The organism is Flavobacterium erciyesense (genome assembly GCF_018069925.1).
Classification (GTDB): Bacteria; Bacteroidota; Bacteroidia; order Flavobacteriales; family Flavobacteriaceae; genus Flavobacterium; species Flavobacterium erciyesense.
In genome coordinates this window covers 16,485-42,812 of the sequence record NZ_JAGPXB010000010.1, presented here as the reverse complement: position 1 = coordinate 42,812, position 26,328 = coordinate 16,485, and the positions used below count along the sequence as shown (strand labels likewise).

Below are 26,328 nucleotides of genomic sequence, written 5' to 3'. Positions count from 1 at the left end.
TCCCAGTCAATAGATAATGAAAACCAAAAAGCAAAAAGTAATTTTAGCGCTAAAAATAAGTGTCACAACTGTAATTGTATTAATTACAGGATTTTATATTTTTAGAGATGCCGTCCTGCAACAAACCATTGCTAAGATTTCGCATGAAATGGAGGTAGATTACAATGCTAATTTTAGCGTTAAGTCGGCTTCATTCGATGGACTTTCTGGTTTACAGTTTAGCGATTTGGTTTTGGCTCCTAATAATGCCGACACTTTATTTAAAATTCAAAAGCTAGAAACCAGTGTCAATTTATGGCAATTACTTGCTGGAAATGTACAAGTAGGCACTTTACACATCGATAATGGTTACATTCAATTGGTAAAAAATGGCAAAAAAAGCAATTTTGATGCCTTCTTAAAAAAAGACAAACAAGCGAGCGCCGACAATGAAAAACGCGATTATGCCGAACTTGCTTACCGATTAATTTCGAAAACCTTGAATTTGGTTCCAACCGATATGGAGCTGAACAATGTGGCTTTTAAATTCAACGACAACGGCAATCAAACCAATATTCAAATTCAAAAATTAGGTCTAGCCGATAAACAACTTGAAACCAACATACAAGTTCAAAACAAAACCTTCACCCAGCGCTGGCGCATCAAAGGTTTTGCTGACCCTAGAAATAAAAAAGCCGACATTCAATTGATTAATATAGATACGGGAGCTATCAGAATGCCGTATTTACAAGAACGTTTTAACCTAAAAACCAGCTTTAATTCGATACGCGTTGTACTTGATAACATTGACAAAGACGGCGATGAAGTACGTATTAATGGCGCCATGTCAATCGCCAATTTAAAACTCAATCATCCAAAAATAGCAAGTAAAGATGTGCTTTTTGAAAAGGCAAAATTCGACTATAGATTTGTTTTAGGATCTGATTTTATTGCAGTCGACAGTAGTTCAACGGTACAAATTAACAATATAAAAATGCATCCTTATTTGGCGTACGAAACCGAGGAAGACACCATTTATAAGATGAAGATTGATTTGCCAAAAATGAAAGCGCAAGATTTCATCACCTCATTACCTACGGGATTGTTTACCCATTTTCAAGGCATGGAGGCCAGTGGAAACTTTAGTTACAAACTGGATTTTGCGTTTAACCAAAACAAACCCAATCAGCTTGTTTTTGACAGTAAATTGCAAAAAGAAAATCTAAAAATCATCAAATACGGAGAGGCGAATTTAACAAAACTCAACGGCGAATTTGTGTACCGCGCTTTGATTAACAATGTTTTTCAGCGTGGTATTTTGGTAGGAACGGGCAACCCAAATTACACACCTTTGGATCAAATTTCACCTTACCTGCAAAAATGTGTATTGACCACTGAAGACCCGTCGTTCTTTTCACACCGTGGATTCATCAACGAAGCCTTTAAACAATCTATTGTAAAAAACATCCGAACCAAAAAATTTGCTCGTGGCGCAAGTACCATCAGTATGCAATTGGTTAAAAATGCATTTTTAAGCCGAGAAAAAACGCTTTCGCGAAAGCTCGAAGAAATTTTACTCGTTTATATTCTAGAAAACAACCGCATTGTGAGTAAAGAACGCATGCTTGAAGTGTATTTTAACATCATTGAATGGGGGCCAAATGTTTACGGAATTGGCGAAGCGAGTCAGTTTTATTTCCAGAAAACTCCTGCCGAGTTATCGCTAAATGAATGTTTGTACTTGGCTAGAATTATCCCTAGCCCGAAGAAATTCATGTACCAATTTAACGATCAAGGACAGTTGAAAGATTTTGCAGTGAAGCAAGAAGCTTTTTTAACTAGATTAATGTTCCGTCGTGGACTATTAATCCCCGAAGACACTATTTATAAAGCTTTACCGCTCTTTATTTCTGGTCCAGCACAATCATTTATCAAAGTAAAAACAATCGATTCTACGCAAGTACAAACTGATTCGATTACGCTTGATAATGAGTTTGATCTTTAAATAAAAAATTACACTAAAATTTTGTAGCTGAAAAAAGTTGGTGGTTAAAATAGTCGAAACTTCAAACTATTGAAATGGATTATTTGGCGATTTTTTGCTAGTAATCCGTATCTTCTGATAGTTGATTATATGTTTTAAAAATTTTTAATTTCGGATTAACACTTGACAACTTTTTTAATATCAACTCGCTATCAGCATTAGCTATATAGTTACCGATATGCAATTCTTCCAATGTTTCAATACCAATTAAACTTCCGAAGTTTTCAATAGATTTATTAGTGGTTATTTTTAACTTTTTCAATTTGGACATTTTCCTAAATGGAATTCGAGCAATTTGAGCCCCTGTCAAACTTATTTCTTCTAGACCGGTTAAGCTACCGAAAATCTCAAATAAAATGTGACTATTTTCATTTGAATCGCTTAATGCTATTCGTTTAAGGTTTTTTAAATTCTTTAAATTTCTAAAACATATATTTAAATTGGTACCCAAATCTAATTCTTCTAAAGATGGCAAATCTTCCAAAAACGTATAATCTATAAACACATTTTCACCTTCGCCATTATTTGAAATAGTAAGGTTAGTCAAGGCTTTTAAATTGCTTATTTTGTTCGAAATAGTATTAATTGTAGAAGAATTTATTTCTAATGTTTTCAATCGAGGTAATTTTTCAAATAATTTTGAATCAATTTTAATGCTTCCAAAGCGACAATTATCAATTTGTAATCGCTCCAAGTTATCTAAACAACATAGGTTATCTACATTCTTTAGTTCTTTACAACTTGCTAGACGCATTTCTTTTACATTATAAAAGTCTTTTAAATCATTTGGTATTTTTTTTACTCTGAAAAAAGTTAAATAAGTAGCATCTTCTATTTTCATAGAACCATCTTTTACTCTTTCATATGCTCCATATTCAATACCCCATTTCTTTTCTTGTGCAGTAATACCTGAAACAGAAAAAATCATAAAGAACAAGAAAATTATATTTTTCATAATTGATTTTTAAACTTTACACTTAAACAATGATGCATCAGACTCTAGAATTACAATTACATAAAAACTAAATTCCAAAAAGTAAGTCCAAATCAAATTTTGGATAAACTATTTTAATCTTTTTTCGGCATTCCGTCTTTTATAATCTTTCTATTTCTATCATTTTTTACGGCATTCCGTCTTTTATAATCTTTCTATTTCTATCATTTTTTACGGAGCTGGATTAGGAATACTCGCTTGAACGGCATCAATGGCTTGCAAAATTTCATCAGAAAGTGACACTTGAATTGTATTGATATTTTGTTGGAGTTGCTCTATTGAAGTGGCTCCAATTATGGTACTGCTCACAAATGCTTGCCGCTCGATAAAGGCCAAAGCCAATTCAGTCAAAGTTAAACCATAACGTTGCGCAATATCTTGGTACATTTTTGTAGCCTCGGTAGATTGCTCACTGCTGTATCTGGTGTATTGCGGAAACAACGAAATGCGCGCATTAGGCTGTGCCTCACCCGATAAAAATTTACCTGATAAAACTCCAAAAGCCATTGGTGAATATGCCAGTAAACCAACATTTTCGCGCATACAAACTTCTGCCGAACCCACTTCGAACAAACGATTCAATAACGAATACGGGTTTTGAACTGTTTTTACTCGAGGCAAATTGTGGTGTTTGCTTCCTTCTAGAAAACGCATTATTCCCCACGGATTCTCGTTTGATAGTCCGATGTGTTTTATTTTACCTGCTTTGACAAAACCATCTAGAGTTTCCAATACTCCGTGAATGTTGTCTTGCCATTCATCCTCTTGTACTTTAAAACCGCGTTGCCCAAAATAATTCGTTTTTCTCTCTGGCCAATGCAGTTGATACAAATCAACATAATCAGTTTGCAAACGTTCTAAACTAGCATTTAATGCGTGTGTGATGCTGGCAGGAGAAAAGTCTAACTCGGGTCTCATGTACCCAAAATTAGGATTGGGTCCTGCTATTTTGGTAGCTAAAACTACCTCATCTCTTTTGCCTGATTTTTTAAACCACGTTCCAATAATGCGTTCGGTGCTGCCGTAAGTTTCTTTCTTGGCAGGAATGGAGTACATCTCGGCAGTATCAAAAAAATTAACACCGTTTTCAAGCGCGTAATCCATTTGAGCATGCCCTTCGGCCTCTGTATTTTGTTGCCCAAAAGTCATGGTTCCAAGGCAGATTTTACTAATTTTTATATCGGTATTCGGTAAAGTAGTGTATTTCATTTTTTTTTTTAAGTCAGTGGTAAAAAGGGACAAAGGCACTATGGCACAGAGTGACAAAGGTGCAAAGTGGCAAAGTGGCAAAGGGAAAAAAGGCAAAAGTATCGAGTAAAAACTCTGAACCTTTGCCTCTTTGAATATTTGCTTCTTTTTTAATTTATTTCATTAAGCATTTCTGCAATGGCATCCAAACGAGGAGTTAGGATGATCTCAATACGACGGTTTTTTGCTTTACCATCGGCAGTAGCGTTACTAGCTAAAGGCGAGAATTCACCACGACCTGCAGCAGTTAGATTTTGTTTGTTGATTTTTTTGTTTTCGCTCAAAATAGCTACGATTGCAGTTGCTCTTTTGGTTGATAAATCCCAGTTATCAGCTATTGGTCCTGATGCGCTAAAAGCATCATCATCTGTGTGTCCTTCGATAAGCACGGCAATATCAGGGTTATCACCCAACACTTTTCCTAGCTCTACAACCGCTTTTTTACCTTCGGAGCCTACCGCCCAACTTCCGGAATTAAAAAGCAGCTTGTTCTCCATAGACACGTAAACTTTACCGTTTTTTTGCTCTACAGTTAAGCCTTTGCCTTCAAAACTATTCAAAGCTTTAGACAAGGTTTCTTTTAGTTTCTTCATGCTAGCCTCTTTGGCAGCAATCAAATCTTCTAATTCTTGCAAACGTTGCGCACTCTTACTTAAACGCTCTTGTTCTAATGCTAAAGCTTTTCCTTTTTCGTCAAGTTGACCTAACAAATCACGATTTTTTTTGAGGTTGCTTTGCAAGGCATCGCTGCTGTTTTTTTCAAGGGCTGCGTACGAATCTTGCAAGGCTTTAAATTGCTCTTGTGCTGCAGCATATTCGGCTTTGAATTTAGCTAAGTCGGCTTTATTTTTATCTAGATCCGTTTTTAGACCGTCACGCTCTAGTTCAGCTTTGTTTTTACCTTGTTGCAAATTCGAATTTTCATCAGCCAAACTTCTGTTTTCTTTTTTTAGGTCGGCAAATTTATTCTCTAGATCGTTGTATATTTTTTTTGAAACACAGGATGTCGACAAGGCTAAAACTAGCAATCCGATGGAAACTTTTTTTATCATAACGTTAATTTTTGATGTTGATTCATTTTGTTTTAGAACTCGAAAATGTGATGAAAACCGAACTCTTTTAGCCCTGATAGCAGCGGAAATCCTTTTATTTTTTTCTTTAAAAAATAAAAGATTACAGCGAATAGCAGGATAAAGCTCCTAATACTCCTAATCGAGTTCGACTAGAATTGGGCAGTGATCTGAGTGCACGGCATCAGAAAGGATAACGGCTCTTTTTAATTTATGTTTTAGAGAATCGCTCACTAAATTGTAATCAATACGCCAGCCTTTGTTATTTTTTCGGGCTCCCGCACGGTAACTCCACCACGAATATTGATGCGGCTCGCTGTTGAAATGACGAAAACTATCTACAAAACCGGATTTGATAAATCCATCTAACCAAGCGCGCTCTTCGGGCAAAAATCCAGAAACATTTTTGTTGCGCACCGGATCATGAATATCAATAGGTTGGTGACAAATGTTGTAGTCTCCGCAAATTACTAGATTTGGGATTTCAGTTTTGAGTGCGTTAACATAGTTTTGAAAATCGTCCATGAACATGAACTTGTGATCCAATCGATCCATGTTGGTACCTGATGGCAAGTACAAACTCATGACTGAAAAATCATCAAAATCAGCACGAATGTTTCGCCCTTCAAAATCCATGTGGTCAATTCCGGTTCCGTGTACTACTGCATTGGGTTTTATTTTGGATAAAATTGCTACTCCGCTGTATCCCTTTTTAGTAGCAGAATGGTAATATTGGTAGGGATAACCTGCTTGAGTAATGGCTTCGACCGGAATTTGATCCTCGGTAGCCTTAATTTCCTGAAGGCAAATAACATCCGGTTGAGCGGCTTGCAACCAGTCTAAAAATCCTTTTGTAATAGCGGCTCGTATCCCGTTGACATTGTATGAAATAATTCTCATGAAGTAGATTTTTGAAACCCAAATGTAACAAAAAAGAAGAAGTTTGGCCCAGAAAAATAGAGAAAATGGAGTTTTTTGCTATCTTTGTTTCTTGCCTTAAAAACAATAATAAATGGGTTTAGTAACCGCCAAAGAAGTTGCAAAAGCAATAAATGTAGACAAATACGGATTTCTTGGAACTTTTTCAGGATGGATGTTAATGAAGGTGCTAAAAATATCTACCTTAAACACAGTATATAACAGAAACAAGCATCTGCAAGATGTAGCATTTTTGAATGGAGTATTGGATGACCTAAAAATTAAATTTGAAATTCCGGAGGAAGATTTAAAACGATTACCAAAAGAAGGCGCTTATATCACCATATCAAACCACCCGCTAGGCGGAATTGACGGGGTTTTACTTTTAAAATTAATGCTAGAAAGAGAGCCCAATTTTAAAATTATAGCCAACTTTTTACTGCACCGCATTGAACCACTCAAAAAGTACATCATGCCAGTAAATCCTTTTGAAAATCATAAGGATGTAAAGTCAAGCGTGGTAGGTATTAAAGAAACTCTACGCCATTTAAGCGATGGAAAACCTTTGGGAATGTTTCCTGCAGGTGAAGTTTCGACATACAAAGATGGTAAGTTAATGGTAGATAAACCTTGGGAAGAAGGCGCTATCAAAGTGATTCGAAAAGCACAAGTGCCCGTTGTACCAATTTATTTCCATGCTAAAAACAGCAAATTATTTTATTTTTTATCTAAAATAAGTGGCACGTTGCGTACTGCTAAACTGCCCTCGGAAGTGTTTAGTCAAAAACGCCGCGTGATTAAAGTGCGTATTGGTAAACCGATTTCGGTAAGCGAACAAAACGAACATACTACGCTAGAGGAATACTCTGAATTTTTAAGAAAGAAAACGTACATGTTGGCGAATCCTTTCGAGAAAGAAATTCCCTTTTTACCAACGCCTACACTTAAAATTCCAAAAAGCCCAAAAACAATTGTTACCGCTGCCAGTCCAGAAACGATGGTGCAAGAAGTTGAAAGTTTACGCATCACAGATTGTCGTTTGCTGCAAAGTAAAAACTACGAGGTGTTTTTTGCGAGAGCGACTAAAATTCCGAGTATTTTACATGAAATAGGCCGCTTGCGCGAAATTACGTTTCGTGAAGTAGGCGAAGGCACCAATGAATCGATCGACTTGGATAAGCACGATCAATACTACCACCATTTATTTTTGTGGGACAACGAAGCGAATAAAATAGCAGGCGCTTACCGTATGGGATTGGGATCAGAAATTTATCCGAAATACGGAATCAATGGTTTTTATTTGAATGATTTGTTCCGATTTGAGCCGGAGTTGCACGATATGATGCACAAATCTATCGAAATGGGCCGTGCCTTTATCATAAAAGAATACCAGCAAAAACCAATGCCTTTATTCTTGTTATGGAAAGGAATTATGCATACCACTTTGCGTTATCCGGAACATAAATTTTTATTGGGCGGCGTGAGTATTAGTAATCAATTTTCAGATTTTTCGAAATCGTTAATGATTGAGTTCATGAAATCAAACTATTACGATCCGTACATTGCGCAATACATTCATCCGAAAAAGGCTTACAAAGTTAAATTGAAAGATGCTGATAAAGACTTTATTTTTGACGAAGCTGAGTCGGATTTGAATAAATTCGATAAGATTATTGACGAATTAGAACCTGGCAGTTTACGCTTACCGGTTTTAATTAAAAAATATATCAAACAGAATGCAAAAGTAGTGGCGTTTAACGTTGATCCTTTGTTTAATAATGCGGTTGATGGTTTGATGTACATAAGGATTGCAGATATTCCAGAAAGCACGATGAAACCTGTTATGGAAGAATTTCAAGCCGAACTAGAGCGCAAACTAGTTGAAAAAGAAGAGTAAAACATATTATTTATAAAAAACAAAATCCCGATTGAATCGGGATTTTGTTTTTTATATCACTTCCAAATGGACTCTTTTAAAATACTATCTAATGAATTATTTTGAACAAAATAAATTAATCTACATACATGGTAAATTGCCAAAAAAACTCCTAATCCGTATGCAAGCTTTTTATTGTAAAAATATTTGTTTAGATATTCTTTTCTAGTAGCTATTTCACAAGTCAACAAAACGATTGAAAAAAGACTAAATATCACTACAAAAGGACCCAAGATATGATAACTTAAACTCTTAAGTAAATCACCTTGAAAAAAGTAAACTAATGATTTGGTGATTCCACAGCCTGGACACGGAAAACCAGAGATCATTTTAAACGGGCACAAAGATTGATCTGTTTGAAGATGATTATCTTCATTAGAGAGCATTAATAAAAACGGAATTATCAGCGTTAAAATCGCACCAGTAATTCCGTAAATCTTTCTTTTTACTCTGATATTAGTTATATAATTTATTGATGTCATTTTGAACTTTCATTGCAGCAATCATTGGAAAAAAGAATCCTAGAACAAGTAAAAGTACAGTATCATCCTTCTGTGGAACACCTGCATGGGCATACACATCTGGCAAAGCATCTCTTCCTGCCAAATAAAAGAAGTATATATTTACCGGGTAGCAACAGCCCGCAAAAATCGCAACTGGCTGTGAAATAACTTGTCTTTCTGAAACAGCATTAAAAACTTCTGCTACTTTAATATTCCAATAAATTAAATACAATCCGCATGTTAAAAAACCCAATACTAAAACCAACAAAGGGTCTACCTTAAATACAGGGATTGGTTTTCTTGGCGTGTTCCAAGCTTCGTGTTTTTGATTTTCCATAGTTTATAGTTTTTTGGTTAGATTAGTTTTTTGGTTCAAAAGCAGCATCAATTGGTTCCCAGAGTTCAATTTTATTTCCTTCGGGATCCATGATCCAGCCAAATTTTCCGTACTCATAAGTCTGCATCTCCCCTACAATTGTTACACCTTCTGCTGTTAATTTTTTTAAAAGCGATTCTAAATCAGCTACTCTAAAGTTTTGCATGAAGTTTTTTTGACTGGGTTCAAAATAATTGGTGTCTGCTTCAAAAGGCGACCATTGCGTACTACAATCATTACCTTGTTTGTCTTTCCACCAAAAAGTAGCACCGTAATCATCTGTCGGCAGACTTAAATGTTTGTGGTACCATTGTTTCAATTCGGCTGGATTTTGCGTCTTAAAAAAGAAACCGCCGACACCGGTTACTCGTGGTTTAGGCTCTGTCTTTTCTGGTTGAGGAGCATATTTCGCTTTTATTTTATCAACAATAACTTGCGCCAATCGCTCGTGACTTTCAAAAGTCCAACCCGCTACATGGGGTGTTAAAATTACATTAGGCGCTTGCAATAAATAATGGAAAGCCGCCGGCGGATTGGCATCCGTAAAAAGTGTTTCGAAAGACAATTTTTCATATTCTAAAACATCCAAACCAGCTCCCAAGATTTTTCCTGATTGCAGTGCAGCGACTAAATCATCAGTTACAATATTCTTGCCTCGTGAGGTATTCATAATCCAAAACGGATTTTTAAAGCCATTAACAAAAGCTTCATTCACCATTTTATCGGTATCAGGTGTCCAAGGCAAGTGTAAACTCAATACGGTGACTTTTTGTTGAAATTCCGCCCAACTTACTTGCTTAGCATTGGCATCGCCAACCCCATCTACAATATCGTAACACAAAACAGTAACATCAAAACCGCGTAGTTTTTTGGCGAATGATTTCCCCATATTGCCATAACCGATGATGCCCACGGTTTGCCCCTCTAGCTCATACCCACGGTTTGATTCCCGGTTCCATTGACCCGAACGAATTTCACGATCGGCTTGATTCAATTTATTAAAAAGTGACAAAATCATACCCAACGTATGTTCAGCGACCGCATTACGGTTGCCTTCTGGCGCAGCAATTAGCGAGATATTTTTTGATTCGGCATACTCGCAATCAATACTTTCTAGTCCAGCGCCTACGCGAGCAATGAACTGCAATTGCGTTGCTTTGTCTAAAAAAGTTTGATCAATTTTAAAACGACTCCGAATTACGATTCCGTGATATTGATCAATTACTGCCTCTATTTCTTGTTTAGAGGATTTGTAATCGTTGTGATTGATGAAACCAGCATTTTCTAATTGCTCCCACAAGATGGGATGATTGCTATCGAGATGAAGGACTTTTATAGCCATAATGATGATGGAGATTTAACCATTCAAATTAACAAAAAAAATACGGTTTATTAGCTCCCGAATGGAATTTCACTTTTAAAATCGTAAATTTGCAAACTACAAATTCGTAGCAATCCGACTGCTGCTACACAATAAATTACCCATGAAATTAACAAAAACCTTCAAAGCTTTTTTTGAAAGCGAAAAATCAGGCGGAATCTTATTACTATTTGTCACTTTAGGATCGTTGTTTTTGGCGAATTCTGCCATACAAACCGATTACATTGCTTTTTGGGACACTCAAATTGGGCATCATTCCATCACCCATTGGATTAATGACGGATTGATGACAATCTTCTTTTTACTAATAGGTTTAGAATTAGAACGCGAAATATATCAAGGAGAGCTATCTGACCTAAAAAATGCTGCCTTACCTATTTTTGGTGCACTTGGCGGAATGATTGTTCCAGCAGGAATCTTTTTGGCCTTGAATTTTGGAACAATTACCCAAAATGGTGCAGGAATACCAATGGCTACTGATATTGCCTTTGCAATCGGTATTTTATCGCTTTTAGGCAACAGAGTGCCTACTTCCTTAAAAGTGTTTTTGACTGCACTTGCTGTAATTGACGACTTAGGTGCAATCATGGTTATTGCTATTTTTTATACCGAAAGCATCTCATTTTTAAATCTAGCCATCGCTTTTGGAATTATGGGAGGCTTATTTATTTTGAATAGACGAAACGTACATAGTCTTTGGCCGTACCTTCTTGGCGGTGCAGGAATGTGGTATTTTATGCTTAATTCTGGCGTTCACGCTACTATAACTGGCGTTTTGTTGGCATTTGTGATTCCGTTTGGAGATGGCGGAAAAAAGACCATCTCGTATAAATTACAGCATTTCCTGCACAATCCGGTTGCCTTTTTCATTTTACCTTTGTTTGCTATTGCTAACACTTGCATCGCTATAAATCCAAATTGGCATGAGGGCTTAACGCAATCAAACACAATCGGAATCATTGCAGGATTAGTGATTGGTAAGCCATTAGGAATCTGGTTATTTTCGTTCCTTGCGGTGAGTTTAGGAATTTGTACTTTACCACGAGACTTAAAATGGTCTACTATTTTGGGCGCCGGAATGCTTGGTGGAATTGGTTTTACGATGTCAATTTTCATTACCCTTTTAGCATTTAAAAATGATGGCGAAGAAGTAATCACGTACTCTAAAATTGCCATTTTATTAGCTTCGTTTATGGCGGGAACAATTGGTTTTGTTTGGCTTAAGTTTAATTTGAAAACAAGAAAAACCAAAACTACCACATCCTAATTGGGTTAATAAAACAATAAAAAAAGCCTCGTTTACAAATTTTGAACGAGGCTTTTTAGTATTTAGTAGCTTTTGGTTTGTGGCAAAACTTTCTATGAAATCGCGTTTATTCAAGAAGAAAAAAACAACACATGGCAGCAGCATTAAAAACGATAGTTTTTGAAGTACAATAAACTGCACCACTATCACTGACAACACAAGTCCAATCATTATACCAAGGCCAAGCTCATATGTAGCACTGGGGTTGATTGTCAAAACCTTGGTTTGGCCAGGATACAGTTGAACTTTTTCTTTTTGCAATGAAAATGCATTCCCAATTTCGATGCTGTGTTAACTTGGAGCTACCGCAAACTCTCTTCGGTTTTTTTTATAATGAATAAGAAACACCAACATGTAAATACGGAACATATTGATTCCTGTTGTAAGCTCCATCTACATTAAGTGCATTGCCATTAAAAGAATTCTCTTTAAAATACACTACGCGGTACCCTATACCAATGGCTGTTTCAAAATTAAAATTTTCTGCCAGTTGTCTACGCAATCCCCAGGTCGGAATAATTGATAAATCAGCCAATCTAGTAGTTTTTTCATCAATATTAAGCACGAACCAATCCGGATGGTAACTAGTTTTTACAGATATAAAATTACCACTATTACCTTTAATCTTTTTTGAGTTTGAACTCCTGCTGAACAAATTATAATAGTACTTTGGCTCTAATGTCAAAACGGGTTGTAAAATAAAACCTTCGTTATCATAATGACTTCCCACAGTAATATCATTTTCTAATCCGATTTCACTGCGTAACGCAATAGTGTTAGATAATCTTGTTTCATTATTAATCCACAGCCCAAATTTTGTTCCACCTCCTATTTGAACAGAAGTTAACGATTTTTCAACACTCACATTTTGAGCAAATACACTAGCGGTGCTCACTAGGATTAATGCTAAGAATACTTTCTTCATTTTTTAGTTTATTTATTATTTATAAAAAAACACAAAACTATCTCTAAATTTTGATTTTTATAAGAAAAATAAAGAAAAATAGCACTTAACAACTACTATCCCTTAATCTGTTTCAAGGAAGTTTTTATTCCTCGAATCAAGGACGAACTAAAACCGTGCATTTCCATTTCGTTTAAACCTGCAATGGTGCAGCCTTGCGGCGTAGTTACCCGATCAATTAGTTGTTCTGGATGGATTTTTTCTTCAAGAAGCATTTCGGCAGCTCCCTTTACCGTTTGAGCAGAAATGGCTAATGCCGTTTGCCAATCGAAACCAATTTCGATTCCGGCTTGCATTGAGGCGCGAATGTAGCGCAGGGCAAAAGCTGTTCCGCTCGCTGCTAGAACGGTGGCTGCATCCATCAATTTCTCGTCAATAATCGGTGCGGTACCCAAACTTTCGAATAGAGCAACTACCTCTTGAGCCAATTCTTTATGGGCTTCATGAAATGCAATACATGTTGCCGATGCACCAAATTGTGCGGCAATATTAGGCATGATGCGAACCGCATAGTTATTGGCGCCAATTTTAGATTGCAAATTTTCAATAGACAATCCGCTCACTGCCGATGCTATGATTTTATTGGAAATTTGTGGTAGAATTTCGGCCAAGACGGTATCTACCTGATAGGGTTTAATGGTGAGTATAATTACGTCAGCCTCTTGAATTTCGAGAATATTATTCGTTGTTACTGTTGCGCCTAATTTTTCGAGATAAAGAATACTCGAAATGTTGCGTCGTGTAATGGTCACCTGATGCTGTGTGGCAAATTTAGCCAAACCGAGTGCGATAGAAACGCCTAGGTTTCCTCCGCCAATAATGTGTACTTTCATTCGTTGTAGTTTTTTGCCCTTTCGCTTTTGTATCTAGAACAAAATCAATGAGGCAAGTAGTTAGTTTTAGTTTAGTTTTCTCAAAAATAGCTAAATCAGCAACACAAATCACAAAGTCCATAAATGAAAAAGCCAAAAATGAAATCATTTTGAACCAAACTAGTGGCATAAAAAAATTTCATTTTTGGCTGAATGATAATATTCAAATCTAATTTAAAGGATTAAAACCCTAAAATCAATCGTGCTATTGAAAAGTAAATTAAAATACCACAAATGTCGTTACTCGTTGTTATGAAAGGCCCAGTGGCTAAGGCAGGGTCAATTCCGAATTTATCCAACAACAATGGTATGGCAGTACCTATTAATGAAGCAATTATAATTACTGCAATCAAAGCGGTAGTGACAATAATCCCGATAATCATTTCTACATTCAGTAAAAAATGACTTCCTACAAATAAAATGGTAGCTAAAATAACTCCATTTAATAAACTTAACGAGACCTCTTTGATTAGACGATTAAAAACGGATCCACTTAACGTATTGTTAGCCAATCCTTGCACAATAATAGCTGATGATTGTACACCAACATTTCCTGCCATTGCAGCGATAAGCGGCGTAAAAAAGAACAAATTACCGTGTTGCAACATTGCACCTTCAAAAAGTCCTAGAACTTTAACCGAAACAAAACCTCCTAATAATGCCAGGACCAACCAAGGCAAACGTGCTTTGGTATGTTCATAAATACTATCATCGGCTTCAACATCTTGCGAGATACCAGCTGCTAATTGGTAATCCTCATCGGCTTCATCCTTGATTACGTCAACGATATCATCAATGGTGATTCGCCCAACGAGGCGGCCTAGTTCATCTACCACCGGAATAGCTTCTAAATCGTACTTTTGCATGATACGCGCCACCTCAACATCCTCAGTATCTACTTTCACCGAGTTTAATTTTCGGATGTACACATCATTAATTGGCGTTCTTGACGAAGTAGTCAATAAATCTTTGAGTGACAAGCGTCCTTTTAGTCTGTCCTCATCATCTACCACGTAAATGGAGTGTACTCTGGAAATATTTTCAGCTTGAATGCGCATTTCTTTTACACAAGTGAGTACGTTCCAATTTTCATTGACCTTAACCAACTCCTTGTGCATGATTCCACCCGCAGTATCCTCGTCATAACGCAACAAGTCAACAATATCTTTCGCGTGTTCTACGTCTTGAAGTTCTGATATTACCTCGGCTTTCAAATCTTGCGAAAGCTCGGCTATAATATCTGCCGCATCATTTGTTTCAAGTTCATCGAGCTCCTCAGCGATTTCCTTTGGCGAAAGCCTGCTTAAGATATTTTCACGTAGGTCATCCTCGAGTTCCAAAAGGATCTCGGCCGTTTTCTCGCTATCTAGAACTTTAAAGATATAGGTAGCTTCATTAAAGTCTAATTCATCCAGAATTTCAGCAATATCAGCATGGTGCATGTCATTCAACAAGACTTCCAATTGCTGGTCGTTTTTGTTTTGAATGAGTTGCTCTAATTCATGAATTAATACTTTGCTGATTTTAAATTCCATCGGCTTCTATTTTTTGGGTGAGGGCAATAAATTGAGCTACATTAAGCTGTTCAGGTCGTTTATTGAATATTTCATCTTCGCGCAAAGCATCAGTCAAATTCAACGTTTTCAAACTATTTCTTAAGGTTTTACGTCGCTGTTGAAAAGCAGTTTTTACTACGGTAAAAAATAATTTTTCGCTGCAAGGCAAACTATAATCTTCTTTTCGGCGCAAGCGCAACACACCCGATTTTACTTTTGGCGGCGGATTAAACACATTTTCATCTACTGTAAAAAGGTATTCGGCGTCATAAAAAGCTTGTACCAATACTGATAAAATTCCGTAAGCCTTAGAACCTTCTTTTTCGCAAATTCGCTCGGCTACTTCTTTTTGAAACATACCTGCAAACTCGGGAATTTGATCTCGAAACTCAAGCGTTCTAAACACAATTTGAGTCGAAATATTGTACGGGAAATTGCCAATAATTGCAAACTGTTTTCCTTCAAATATCTCGTTGATATTGTATTTTAAAAAGTCTTGCGAAATGATTTTATCTTTCAATTTTGGATATTTTGCATCCAAATACGTCACAGATTCTGCATCAATTTCGATCACGTAAGTTGTAATGGGCTTGTCCAGTAGGTATTTCGTTAACACACCCATTCCAGGTCCAATCTCTAAAACATCATCATATCCTTGTAAATTCAAGGTATCGGCTATATCTTTTGCAATACTTTCGTCTTTTAAAAAGTGTTGTCCTAAGTGCTTTTTGGCGGTAACTTTTTCCATAATTCTTATTTTGCCTCAATGGCACATAGGCACAAAGCCTACTTCTATTATTTTAAAATTGAAGAGAACTACATACTGCTGTAAAAGAAATGCTTTCTTTAGCCTTTTTAAGCAGTACTACTTATCTTCTTTTGAGGTACTAATAATCTGCTATTAGTTGCAATTCGGTTCTAAAAGCGAGCATTTTGTCTCCAAAAAGCTTAACTCCTTCGGCTCTCATTGTAGGAGCATCTTCTTGATAATAACTTTCGAGTGTAGCTTTACTATCTGTGGTATATTGCACAGAATAGGTTACACCGCCCATTTCTTCTTCGACCAATACACGTACCATGCGTGCTGCGGTGAATTTGCCCGTAGCTAGCATTTCAGGTATGTGTTTGTGCTGCATCCAGATCATCCATTGGTCGTGTACGCTTTCGTGTATGTTTGTGGTAACGTTGTATAGTATCATATCAGCCCCCTAACCCCCGAAGGGGGAATCCTACTAGGGGTAAGTAGGGTTAAAAGTGTTTAATAAATCTGTTATAAATGCGCTTTGATTTACGCATTCTGAAAGGAGGTCATTGTGATTTAAGGATTCAAAGTATCGCCTCGCAACTGCCTAAATTTGTTTCGCGCCTCTACAAAATAAATACTGTCTTCGTGTTCAAATAGTATTTTTTCATAAAGTGGTTTTGCCTTTTCAGGAACCGTTTGCTTGTTGTAAATCTCTGCCGAAAAAAACAGTGCTTCATCAACGTAAATTCCATCCTTATGCTGTGTAATTATGGTTTGATATTGGTTTAAAGCTTGTTCGTAATTGGCTTTCTTTTCATACAATTTGCCCAATCGTAGCAAGGTTACCGCTTCTATTTCAGCCCCTTTGTGCTTTTTTAATATTTCTAAAAAATGAGTTATGGCTTCCTCATCTCTATTTTGATACAGCAAATAATCGCCTTTGGCAAAATCTTTCAAAGCGGTTTGGGTAGAATCAGCCACCGTATTGTCATTAATTAACAAAAAATACTCTAGCGCATCATTTGCTATTAATTGCGTATTGGCAGCTTTTAACTCTTTGAACTGCTTTAATGCCCATGAAAAATCAGTTTTAAAATAACTAGTTTTAGCAGCTTTTAAGCTAGCTTCGTGTGCCAAAACATCATTTTTTATATCCAATTCAATTTGCGAATAATAAATTAAGGCTTGATTGAATTTCTCTTCGTACAAAAAGATATCGGCCAGCTCCATTTTGGCTTTAGCCTTATCAAATTCATTCAATGGCATTTCTAAAGCTCGCTTAACTATTGTTTTCCCTTCTTCGGGATTTTTTAAATTAAATGCTGTAAAATGTGCCTGAGCGAGTTGCAATTCTAAAGTTTGTGGTACAATACCAAATTGCTGCACAAGTGTTTCCAATTTCAGTTTTATTGCGGGCAAGTCTGCTGCAGTGGCCTTTTCTATTTTTAACTGAATCAAATAGGTTTCAACTTGTAACACTAAATCCTTGTCTTGTGTATTCTCGAGCACAAAGGTCAAAATTTCTTGTGCTGTTTCGTCGCGCTCTTCTTGAATGGCCAACTGTCCTAAATTGACAATAGCATTCAAAGACTCCGGATTTCGTTTATAAATGGCTTTTTCTTGAATGAAAGCTTTGTCAAATTCCTTTTGTTGCACGTAAAACCAACTCAAATAATGGTTCCAAAACAAATCTTGATTCTTTTGAGTTCTTAAGATTAGTGCTTTTCGCAAAAGCTGATTAAAAGAATCATCCCCTTCATCAGCCATAAAACGTACAAATTGATTTTGAATTCGAATGGAATTTTGTGGATTAGCAAAAGCTTCATCTAAAAGCGTGGTTACCATCATCTCTAAATTTGCCATTTGCCCGTACAGTAACCCAATTTGATAGCTAAAATTGAAATTTTGATCTGATTTTGTAGCCGATTGATAGCATTGCAAGGCATAATCGAGCAGTACTTTTTTCTCAAAAGCATTGGCAATACCGTATACTTCATTCGGGTTTTTTTTGACTTTTTCTACCGCTTGATTGTAGTATTCTTTTGCTTTAGCGTCATTTTTTTGAAGCTGAAAATTATACCCTAATTCTACCACCAAATAACCTTGTGGATATTTACTCAATCGTTGTTGAATGGCCTTCTCTGCTGCATCATATTGCTGTAACTGCTGCATACATTCTACCGAACGCAAAAAATATTGACTGTTTTGGGGTGCTTCTTTAAGGAGTTCCTCGAAACTTATTTTTGCCTTTTCAAAATCGCCTTTGTCAAAATAATACTGAGCCAGTTGGTCGTTTTGAGAAAACGCCACTAGCGAGCATGACAAAAAAAGATATAGAAAAAGCTTCTTCATTTTCAATATTCGGTATTAGTTGCAGTTACTGTTTTCAGCCACAGCGTAAAATTACTATGACTGAAAACTGCAAATTGCTTAATCTATAATATCAAACCCACAATACGGACGCAATACTTCTGGAATTACAATTCCTTCTGGAGTTTGGTAATTTTCTAAAATCCCGGCTAGTACTCGTGGCAAAGCCAATGCACTTCCGTTCAAAGTATGAGCCAATTGGTTTTTTCCGTCTTTGTCTTTGAAACGCAATTTCAAACGATTGGCTTGAAAGGTTTCAAAATTAGAAACTGAACTAATTTCTAACCAACGGTCTTGTGCGGTAGAGAAAACTTCAAAATCATACGTTAATGCCGATGTAAAGCCCATGTCGCCTCCGCAAAGACGCAACACGCGGTATGGTAATTTTAAGTCTCTCAAAATATCCTTTACATGTTCTACCATTCCGTCAAGCGCTTCGTATGACTTATCAGGATGCTCAACGCGTACAATTTCTACTTTATCAAATTGATGCAAACGGTTCAACCCGCGCACGTGTGCACCGTATGAACCTGCTTCACGACGGAAACAAGGTGTGTAAGCTGTTGTTAAAACAGGTAATTCATTTTCGTTCAGGATTACATCGCGAAACAAATTGGTTACCGGAACCTCAGCTGTTGGAATCAAGTACAAATCATCTGCTTTGTCGTGGTACATTTGCCCTTCTTTGTCTGGCAACTGTCCTGTTCCGTAGGCCGAAGCTTCATTTACCATGTGTGGCACCTGCACTTCATTGTAACCTGCTGCTGTATTTTTATCTAGAAAATAATTAATCAAGGCGCGTTGCAAACGAGCTCCTTTACCTTTGTAAACTGGGAAACCCGCACCTGTGATTTTAACACCCAATTCAAAATCGATGATGTCATATTTTTTCACCAATTCCCAGTGAGGTAGCGCGCCTTCGTGTAATACGGGCACAGTACCTTCTTCAAATACATTTAAGTTTTCTTCTGGTGTTTTACCTTCTGGAACAATCGCTGCAGGAAGGTTTGGTAGGGTATATAGTTTTTCAAGTAATTCGGCTGCTAAAGCATCGGCAGTTTCGGCTAATTTTTTACTTTTTTCTTTGTTGGCTACTGTTTTTTCTTTCAAGATCGAAGCTTTGGCCTTATCACCAGCTTTCATGAGTTCACCAATATCTTTAGCTAATTTATTAGATTCGGACAAAATGGTATCCAGTTCTACCTGAGTTGCACGACGGTTTTCGTCCAATTGTATCACCTCTTCTACTACACTTTTGGCATCCATATTTCTTTTTGCCAAAGCTTGGATTACCTTTTCTTGATTCTCTCTAATAAATGCGATTTGTAACATAGCTTAATTTTTTTGCGCTAAATGGTATAATAATGGTAGCAAATTTAAGGAAATGTTTGGTAAGATTGGGACAAAGTTTTTTGGGAAAATGTATTTCACGAAGATTCACAAAACAACCACAAAGATTCACGAAGTTTTTTATAAAAATACTTGTATTGCTCGAGGTTTTTCTTGGTGTGTCTTTGCGATATAACGCTATTAATTATTGACAGGAAAGGTTATTTCACGAAGACTCACAAAAGAGCCACAAAGATTCACGAAGTTTTTGATAAAAATCTTTGCGTGGCTCGGCGTTTTTCTTGGTGTGACTTTGCGAGATAACGCTATTATTTATTGATAAAAAAAATGTATTTCACGAAGATTCGCAAAACAAACGCAAAGATTCACTAAGTTTTTTATAGAAATCTTTGCGCTGCTCACTGTTTTTCTTGGTGTGCCTTTGCGAAATAACGCTATTCTCTTTTAATCTCGTGACCCACAAACTCTTCTAAAGTAGCAAACATAGCGTCAATCGACAGTACTTCTAAGTCAGGATGTTCCATCAAAAAAGCGGCATTAAGCGTGACTAAATTTTCTTCGATTTCAAAAAAAGTATCGTTGTTTAGTGCATCACGAGTTGGGTTTACACTGTCTAATTTTCCTTGTAAAAATTTATTGAGTTTTACGCTGCTCATTAAACGCACTTTTTTAGACTGTTGCTGAAAAAGCTCTAGGTGTTTTGGAGCACCAATTAAGGCTAATCCCTCTTCGATAAGTTCATTTAACTCTTTGTTCCATCCGGAGCGGTGTACGAATTGTGCAAAGTTACCCTCAACATGTTGGGCTACGTAAAAATCTAAATAATAACTCATCAATGCATCTTCGTGAATTAAATCGTCATCAATTTTTTCTTCGCGCATTAAGTTAATTACCGAAATATTAGAGTTAATAATGTCTTGTGGCTTGTCACTTTGAGCGGCGTTTTCTGAGATGATGATTTTTCCGAATTCCATTTGGGTTGCGTTTTATATTTTAGGATACAAATTTCGTTTTTTTGCCACAGATTGCACAGATTAACATAGATTTATTTTAAATGGTGATTTATCAAGAATATTTTTTGACCGCAGATTGCGCAAATTATTTTGAGCATAATGTCATTCCGAGGAACGAAGCAAGTGTTTTTTTGCCACAGATTGCACAGATTAACACAGAACTATTTCCGCTATAATTTACCGCAGATTGCGCAAATTAGCGCAAATTATTTTTGAGCATAATTTCAACACGAATAACGAAGCAAGCGTTTTTTCGCCACAGATTGCACAGATTTATTTCTGCAAGAAGTTAAATATCATCAGATGTACCCTTATTCTTTTGCTGATTGATTTTGGCAACCAAAGCTTTCAGACGCGAGGCTTTTTCTCTTTTTTCCTCTTGTAATTTGGCCTTTTTACGATTTAGTAATTTGGTGTGCAAGGCTTTGTTTTTGGTGTTTTTTTCGGGACCTTTAGGCATAATGAGAAAATGTTTATAGTGGATGCACCATTTTAATGCAAAATGACACGAACAAGATTTAAAACTTTGCAAAGGAAACTATTTTTCCTGATTCTGTTCCTCTTATAAAGTAGGAATCGTACTTTGAGTTACTCCCAAATTAAAGATTTCTTTTCACTCTAAATGACAAATAGCTTACGAAATCCTCATTACCTAGTTTCAATAGTAGTGAATATCCTTTCTATTTTTTCTTTAAAAATGGAAAGATTGCAACGGATGGTGAGACATCGCAGATTCAGCAAAGCTAAATAGCTTCAAATAAAATTCTATTGCTTATTTTTGCGAGCAATTATTTAAAATCATGCAAAGAGTCAACGAAAAAAGGGCATTGTGTCACTTTTTTAAGCGAATTACATGCGAAAACTAAAAAAACACGAGTTACAGATGATACAGAATCCAAAAAGATATACCATTACCGCGGCATTGCCTTACACTAACGGACCCATTCATATTGGCCATTTGGCTGGTGTTTATGTGCCATCGGATATTTACTCTCGCTATTTGCGTTTGCAAAATCGCGACGTTTTATTTGTTTGCGGAAGCGACGAACACGGTGTAGCTATTTCGATGAAAGCTAAAAAAGAAGGTATTACGCCGCAGCAAGTAATTGATAAATATGATGGTATTATTCGCAAATCATTCTCAGATTTCGGAATTTCATTTGATAATTATTCCAGGACTTCGGCTAAAATTCATCACGATACGGCATCGGAATTTTTTAAAAAATTATACGAGCAAGGCGATTTTATTGAAGAAACAACGGAGCAATTGTACGATGCAAAAGCCGATCAGTTTTTGGCTGACCGTTTTGTTACTGGAACTTGCCCAAAGTGTGGCAACGAAGAGGCGTATGGTGATCAATGCGAAAAATGTGGTTCTACATTGAACGCTACGGATTTAATTAATCCAAAATCAACTATCACAGGAGAAACTCCTATTTTAAAATCGACTAAACATTGGTTTTTACCTTTGGATCGTTACGAAGATTTCTTGAAAGAATGGATTTTGGTAGGACATAAAAGCGACTGGAAACCGAATGTTTACGGCCAAGTAAAATCATGGATTGACGGCGGTTTAGAGCCTCGTGCCGTAACGCGTGATCTTGATTGGGGAATTGACGTTCCAGTGGCTGGCGCCGAAGGGAAAAAATTATACGTTTGGTTTGATGCACCTATTGGCTACATATCAGCTACCAAAGAATGGGCTGCTCGCGAAGGAAAAGACTGGGAGCCTTACTGGAAAGATCAAGACACCAAATTGGTTCACTTTATAGGAAAAGACAATATTGTTTTTCATTGTGTGATATTCCCGGCGATGTTAAAAGCGGAAGGAAGTTATATTTTACCAGATAACGTTCCTGCTAATGAATTTTTAAATTTAGAAGGCAATAAATTATCAACCTCTAAAAACTGGGCAGTTTGGCTACACGAATATTTGGAGGATTTCCCAAATCAGCAAGATGTTTTGCGATATGCTTTGACCTCGAATGCGCCAGAAACGAAAGACAACGATTTTACTTGGAAAGATTTTCAAGCAAGAAACAACAATGAGTTGGTTGCTATTTTTGGTAATTTCATTAACCGTGTGGTGGTTTTAACTAATAAGTATTACAACGGAGTAGTTCCTGCACCGAATGAACTTTCTGAGGTAGACGAACAAACTTTGGCTGAATTGAAAGCGTATCCAGCGGTGATTTCTAGTTCGTTAGAGCGTTTCAGATTCCGCGAAGCACTTGGCGAAATGATGAATGCTGCGCGACTTGGTAATAAATACTTAGCCGACGAAGAGCCATGGAAAATGATTAAAACAGACGAAGAACGCACCAAAACACAAATGTATGTGGCATTGCAAATTGCCGCAGCATTGAGTACACTTTGTGAACCATTTTTACCATTTACAGCACAAAAATTATCTCATATTTTAAAAATAGAACAACCATTGGCTTGGAATACCATCTCTGAAACATCGGAGTTGTTAGCTTCAGGACACCAAATTGGAGAGGCAGAATTACTGTTTTCAAAAATTGAAGACGAGGCCATCCAACAGCAAATTGAAAAATTGCAAGCTACCAAAACGGCAAACGAAGCTGAAAATAAAGTAGCCGAGCCACAAAAAGAGCTGATTCAATTTGAAGATTTTGCAAAAATGGACATTCGTACCGGAACTATTTTAGAAGCCGAAAAAATGCCAAAAGCGAATAAACTTTTGATATTGAAAGTGGACACAGGAATTGATGTTCGCACCATCGTTTCTGGTATTGCCGAAAGTTTTAAACCCGAAGATATCATTGGGAAACGCGTAACTGTTTTAGTGAACTTGGCACCAAGAAACTTACGCGGCGTAGAAAGTCAAGGTATGATTTTGATGACTACCAACACCGAAGGAAAATTGGTTTTTGTAAATCCGGACACGGATGGTGTTGCGAATGGGGAGACAATCAATTAAAAAAATTAACCGCAGATTCGCAGATATATCTTTTATCAATCTGTGAATCAGCGGTAAAATAAAGAAATATGAACCTAAAAGTAATTGCTTTCGATGCTGATGACACTTTGTTTATCAACGAAACCTATTTTTTAGAAACCGAAGAGAAATTTTGTGCCCTAATGAGTGATTATTTGTCGCATCAAGGACTGTCACAAGAATTGTTTAAGGTAGAAATCGCTAATTTAAAATTATACGGTTACGGAATCAAAGGGTACATTTTATCCATGATTGAAGCGGCTATGACAATTTCGAACAACACCATTCCGATCGAGGTTATTGAAAAGATAATACAATACGGAAAAGAGCTTTTAGAAAAACCTATCGAACTTTTAGAAGGCGTTGAAGAAACTTTACAAGCCTTACACGGTAAATACAAACTTGTAGTAGCAACCAAAGGCGATCTTTTAGACCAAAGACGCAAGTTGCATAATTCTGGTTTAGGAAAGTATTTTCATCACATTGAAGTCATGTCGGATAAAAAAGAACAAGATTATGACGATTTATTGAAACGTTTGGATGTGCAACCAAATGAATTTTTGATGGTTGGTAACTCCTTGAAATCAGACGTATTGCCTGTTTTAGAATTGGGTGGTTATGCGGTTCATATTCCGTTTCACACCACTTGGGCTCATGAAAAGATTGATCATGAAATGAAGCACGAGAACTTTCACAGTTTTACAAATATTACAGAAGTTGTTGCCCTAATTACAAATTGAGAGACGCATAAATACCAATGAAACAGCTTTTAGATATAGAAAACTGGAACAGAAAAGAACATTTTTTATTTTTTAAAGAGTTTGACGAACCCTTTTACGGGGCAACAGTTACGATAGACTGCAGTAAAGCTTATGCCGTGGCAAAAGAAAAAAAGACGTCTTTTTTTACTTATTATTTACACAAAACATTAGCAGCGGTCAATCATTTTGATTGTTTTAGATACCGAATTGCTGATAATAAAATTTACATTTGGGACCGCATTGATGCCTCAGCAACCGTAGGACGTGAAGATGGTACTTTTGGATTTTCATTAATGCCGTATAATGAAGACTATACAGTTTTTAATCGAGATGCGTTAGCTGAAGTGGAACGCATTCAGCACACTACTGGTTTGTTTACACGTACTTTTTCTGATAATAATGTGATTCATTTTTCAGCCATTCCATGGTTGGATTTCACCTCTTTATCTCATGCCCGTAGCTTTCAATTTCCTGATAGTTGTCCTAAAATTTCATTCGGAAAAATGACTGTCCACCCTGATGGTAAACGAACCATGCCTATGAGCATACACGTACATCACGGTTTGATTGACGGTTTGCACCTTGGCCAATTTGTAGATTATTTTCAGGATTTAATGAATAAGTAAGCATTGAACTTTAAACAAAATCACAATGCTTCCTATAGCTTTTCACCCAATATACCAGCATCCTTTGCCCGACGGACACCGTTTTCCGATGCTGAAATACGAATTACTACCGCAACAATTATTGCATGAAGGCACCGCTGTAGCTGCTGATTTTTTTGAACCAACTGCTTGCGACATCGAACTTGTTCTTGCGGCACATGAACAAGAATATGTTCAAAATTTAATAGCGCTACAAATTGACCCTCGAGCTGCTCGCAAAATTGGTTTTCCACTTTCAAAAGAATTAGTCAAACGTGAACTCATTATTGCACAAGGGACGGTCATAGGCGCTGTTAAAGCATTTGAGCACAAAATTGCATTTAATATTGCTGGCGGAACACATCACGCTTTTCCCGGGCACGGCGAAGCTTTTTGTTTACTCAACGACCAAGCTATTGCCGCACACTATTTACTGAATAAAAAGCTTGCAAAAAAAATCCTAATCATTGATTTAGATGTGCATCAAGGCAACGGAACTGCAGCTATCTTCCAGAATAATACGCAGGTTTTTACTTTTTCTACGCATGGCAAAACCAATTATCCATTTAAAAAAGAAACCTCAGATCTGGATATCGCTTTTGAGGATCATACTAGCGATGCTGTTTTCCTGAAAACAATTGCTGAAGTAATACCGCAATTAATAAAGGAACATAAACCCGATTTTATTTTTTATCTGGCAGGCGTTGATATTTTGGCCACAGACAAATTAGGAAAATTAGGTTGCACGCTCGAGGGTTGCAAAACGCGAGACGAAATTGTTTTAGAACTCTGTGCCAAACATCAAATTCCTGTTCAAGTATCAATGGGCGGCGGATACTCGCCAGAAATTAAAACCATTATTGAGGCGCACGCTAATACGTACCGAGTAGCGAAATCTATTTTTTAAAAACAAAAAACGGGGCATCTCCATGAGATATCCCGTTCTTTTTAACTTCTTGCTAGAACTATTTACTTAGCAAAAGCAATTCATTAGCTACAATTTCAGTGATGTATCGTTTTTCGCCGTTTTTATCTTCGTAGCTTCTGTGTACCAGCTTCCCTTCGATACCAATTTCTTTTCCTTTGGTTACGTATTTCTCTATTAAATCAGCAGTTTTGCCCCAAGCTGTTACGCGGTGCCACTCTGTTTGCTCTACCTTATCCCCGTTTTCTTTGTAATAAACATCATTCGTGGCGATACTAACGTTGGCTAGTTTTTTTCCTCCTTCTAAAGTTTTAACTTCTGGATCTTGACCTACTCTTCCGATTAATTGTACTCTGTTTTTCATGGCGTGTAAATTTAAATATTAGTGTTTATTTGTTTGTATCTCGATCT

At 36.7% G+C, this 26,328-nt stretch carries 24 protein-coding genes; 7 read left to right on the top strand and 17 right to left on the bottom strand.

Annotation, left to right across the window (positions count from 1 at the left end; translation table 11 throughout):
- Positions 1-16 precede the first annotated feature (16 nt).
- Positions 17-1,984 (top strand): transglycosylase domain-containing protein, encoded by a 1,968-nt coding sequence (locus tag KBJ98_RS10920; RefSeq protein ID WP_210790646.1) that lies wholly within the window; start codon positions 17-19, stop codon positions 1,982-1,984.
- 97 nt (positions 1,985-2,081) lie between these two features.
- Here the strand turns inward: KBJ98_RS10920 and KBJ98_RS10915 are convergent, their stop codons facing one another.
- The 4 genes from KBJ98_RS10915 to KBJ98_RS10900 form a co-directional block, all read right to left on the bottom strand.
- A complete protein-coding gene (locus KBJ98_RS10915) occupies positions 2,082-2,978 on the bottom strand; it encodes a leucine-rich repeat domain-containing protein (protein ID WP_210790644.1) in 897 nt (298 codons plus the stop codon).
- A gap of 210 nt (positions 2,979-3,188) precedes the next feature.
- Entirely contained in the window at positions 3,189-4,226 is a 1,038-nt protein-coding gene (locus KBJ98_RS10910) for an aldo/keto reductase (protein ID WP_210790642.1), read from the bottom strand.
- A gap of 149 nt (positions 4,227-4,375) precedes the next feature.
- The gene (locus KBJ98_RS10905) at positions 4,376-5,317 is read right to left on the bottom strand and encodes an OmpA/MotB family protein (protein ID WP_210790641.1); all 942 of its coding nucleotides are present in this window, start codon (positions 5,315-5,317) and stop codon (positions 4,376-4,378) included.
- A gap of 156 nt (positions 5,318-5,473) precedes the next feature.
- Entirely contained in the window at positions 5,474-6,235 is a 762-nt protein-coding gene (locus KBJ98_RS10900) for an exodeoxyribonuclease III (protein WP_210790640.1), read from the bottom strand.
- Between the two features lie 112 nt (positions 6,236-6,347).
- Here KBJ98_RS10900 and KBJ98_RS10895 point away from each other — a divergent pair, with 112 nt between their 5' ends.
- The gene (locus KBJ98_RS10895; RefSeq protein ID WP_210790638.1) at positions 6,348-8,150 is read left to right on the top strand and encodes a GNAT family N-acyltransferase; all 1,803 of its coding nucleotides are present in this window, start codon (positions 6,348-6,350) and stop codon (positions 8,148-8,150) included.
- A 56-nt stretch (positions 8,151-8,206) separates the two neighbouring features.
- On the opposite strand, the gene KBJ98_RS10890 is transcribed toward KBJ98_RS10895, so the two are convergent.
- The 3 genes from KBJ98_RS10890 to KBJ98_RS10880 are packed head-to-tail and all read right to left on the bottom strand — an operon-like array spanning position 8,207 to position 10,410.
- Positions 8,207-8,671 carry a DUF2752 domain-containing protein gene (locus tag KBJ98_RS10890; RefSeq protein WP_210790636.1) on the bottom strand — a complete coding sequence of 155 codons (465 nt, stop codon included), beginning with the start codon at positions 8,669-8,671 and terminating at the stop codon, positions 8,207-8,209.
- Complete coding sequence (locus KBJ98_RS10885) at positions 8,646-9,029, bottom strand: DUF4234 domain-containing protein (RefSeq protein ID WP_166132512.1); 384 nt, start codon at positions 9,027-9,029, stop codon at positions 8,646-8,648. Before KBJ98_RS10885 ends, KBJ98_RS10890 begins: the two co-directional genes overlap by 26 nt.
- A gap of 22 nt (positions 9,030-9,051) precedes the next feature.
- A complete protein-coding gene (locus KBJ98_RS10880; RefSeq protein ID WP_210790634.1) occupies positions 9,052-10,410 on the bottom strand; it encodes an NAD(P)-dependent oxidoreductase in 1,359 nt (452 codons plus the stop codon).
- A gap of 142 nt (positions 10,411-10,552) precedes the next feature.
- Between KBJ98_RS10880 and nhaA the strand changes: the two genes are divergently transcribed.
- On the top strand, positions 10,553-11,716 hold the full coding sequence (gene nhaA, locus KBJ98_RS10875; protein ID WP_210790631.1) for a Na+/H+ antiporter NhaA: 1,164 nt from the start codon (positions 10,553-10,555) through the stop codon (positions 11,714-11,716).
- Positions 11,717-12,083: 367 nt separating this feature from the next.
- Here nhaA and KBJ98_RS10870 read toward each other — a convergent pair whose 3' ends face one another.
- From KBJ98_RS10870 to KBJ98_RS10830, 9 genes are all read right to left on the bottom strand, one after another.
- Positions 12,084-12,680, bottom strand: coding sequence for a hypothetical protein (locus KBJ98_RS10870; RefSeq protein ID WP_210790628.1), 597 nt, complete (start codon positions 12,678-12,680; stop codon positions 12,084-12,086).
- Positions 12,681-12,775: 95 nt separating this feature from the next.
- A complete protein-coding gene (gene proC, locus KBJ98_RS10865; RefSeq protein ID WP_210790626.1) occupies positions 12,776-13,552 on the bottom strand; it encodes a pyrroline-5-carboxylate reductase in 777 nt (258 codons plus the stop codon).
- Between the two features lie 221 nt (positions 13,553-13,773).
- Positions 13,774-15,126 (bottom strand): magnesium transporter, encoded by a 1,353-nt coding sequence (mgtE, locus tag KBJ98_RS10860; RefSeq protein ID WP_210790623.1) that lies wholly within the window; start codon positions 15,124-15,126, stop codon positions 13,774-13,776.
- Positions 15,116-15,895 (bottom strand): 16S rRNA (adenine(1518)-N(6)/adenine(1519)-N(6))-dimethyltransferase RsmA, encoded by a 780-nt coding sequence (gene rsmA / locus KBJ98_RS10855; RefSeq protein ID WP_166132517.1) that lies wholly within the window; start codon positions 15,893-15,895, stop codon positions 15,116-15,118. Before rsmA ends, mgtE begins: the two co-directional genes overlap by 11 nt.
- A 139-nt stretch (positions 15,896-16,034) precedes the next feature.
- Positions 16,035-16,346 carry a DUF4286 family protein gene (locus KBJ98_RS10850; RefSeq protein WP_210790621.1) on the bottom strand — a complete coding sequence of 104 codons (312 nt, stop codon included), beginning with the start codon at positions 16,344-16,346 and terminating at the stop codon, positions 16,035-16,037.
- Between the two features lie 119 nt (positions 16,347-16,465).
- A complete protein-coding gene (locus KBJ98_RS10845; protein WP_210790618.1) occupies positions 16,466-18,244 on the bottom strand; it encodes a tetratricopeptide repeat protein in 1,779 nt (592 codons plus the stop codon).
- Positions 18,245-18,322: 78 nt separating this feature from the next.
- A complete protein-coding gene (serS, locus tag KBJ98_RS10840) occupies positions 18,323-19,594 on the bottom strand; it encodes a serine--tRNA ligase (RefSeq protein ID WP_210790614.1) in 1,272 nt (423 codons plus the stop codon).
- 452 nt (positions 19,595-20,046) lie between these two features.
- Positions 20,047-20,586: a DMP19 family protein gene (locus tag KBJ98_RS10835; RefSeq protein ID WP_210790611.1), complete on the bottom strand. Its 540-nt coding sequence runs from the start codon at positions 20,584-20,586 to the stop codon at positions 20,047-20,049.
- A 328-nt stretch (positions 20,587-20,914) separates the two neighbouring features.
- Complete coding sequence (locus KBJ98_RS10830) at positions 20,915-21,085, bottom strand: hypothetical protein (protein ID WP_210790608.1); 171 nt, start codon at positions 21,083-21,085, stop codon at positions 20,915-20,917.
- Between the two features lie 423 nt (positions 21,086-21,508).
- Between KBJ98_RS10830 and metG the strand changes: the two genes are divergently transcribed.
- The 4 genes from metG to KBJ98_RS10810 all read left to right on the top strand — a co-directional run bounded on the left by metG (position 21,509) and on the right by KBJ98_RS10810 (position 25,899).
- Positions 21,509-23,569: a methionine--tRNA ligase gene (gene metG, locus KBJ98_RS10825; protein ID WP_210790605.1), complete on the top strand. Its 2,061-nt coding sequence runs from the start codon at positions 21,509-21,511 to the stop codon at positions 23,567-23,569.
- Between the two features lie 68 nt (positions 23,570-23,637).
- A complete protein-coding gene (locus KBJ98_RS10820) occupies positions 23,638-24,327 on the top strand; it encodes an HAD family hydrolase (RefSeq protein WP_210790603.1) in 690 nt (229 codons plus the stop codon).
- Positions 24,328-24,344: 17 nt separating this feature from the next.
- Positions 24,345-24,974, top strand: a complete 630-nt coding sequence (locus KBJ98_RS10815; RefSeq protein WP_210790601.1) for a chloramphenicol acetyltransferase — start codon at positions 24,345-24,347, stop codon at positions 24,972-24,974.
- 25 nt (positions 24,975-24,999) lie between these two features.
- Complete coding sequence (locus KBJ98_RS10810) at positions 25,000-25,899, top strand: histone deacetylase family protein (RefSeq protein WP_210790599.1); 900 nt, start codon at positions 25,000-25,002, stop codon at positions 25,897-25,899.
- 58 nt (positions 25,900-25,957) lie between these two features.
- On the opposite strand, the gene KBJ98_RS10805 is transcribed toward KBJ98_RS10810, so the two are convergent.
- Entirely contained in the window at positions 25,958-26,281 is a 324-nt protein-coding gene (locus tag KBJ98_RS10805) for a single-stranded DNA-binding protein (RefSeq protein ID WP_210790597.1), read from the bottom strand.
- Positions 26,282-26,328: the final 47 nt, after the last annotated feature.